General features: G+C 36.8%; 1 protein-coding gene and 1 pseudogene. Both read right to left on the bottom strand.

The genetic code is table 11. From position 1 onward, the window contains the following. A pseudogene (locus C1E99_RS15530) lies at positions 1-84 on the bottom strand (class A sortase); the annotation flags it as partial. Positions 85-90: 6 nt separating this feature from the next. Then, a partial coding sequence (locus C1E99_RS11325; RefSeq protein ID WP_153060199.1) for a DNA gyrase C-terminal beta-propeller domain-containing protein occupies positions 91-280 on the bottom strand: 190 nt, incomplete at its 5' end.

Raw genomic sequence — 280 nt, 5'->3', positions numbered from 1 at the left:
TAGGGAAATCAGTATCAATACAACTGTTAAAAGATTGCGCCAAAAAGAACCTTTACGCTTCTTCTTTTTTTCACGTTTTGACATGATTATTTATTCCTTTTCTTCTTTAATTTCGGCAGCATCTACCAAGGCAAAGGTCATGATTTTCGCTTCATCATTCAAACGCATCACTTTTACACCCATGGTTGAACGACCAGTTTGAGAGATATTGGCAACACTTGTACGAATAATCACGCCAGTATCGGTAATAACCATAATATCTTCATCACCAGATACCGTT

The sequence above is a fragment of the Streptococcus suis genome (assembly GCF_002964045.1).
Classification (GTDB): Bacteria; Bacillota; Bacilli; order Lactobacillales; family Streptococcaceae; genus Streptococcus; species Streptococcus suis_U.
Note: the sequence above shows the minus strand (reverse complement) of the source record. Positions and strands in the feature narration are given on the sequence as shown.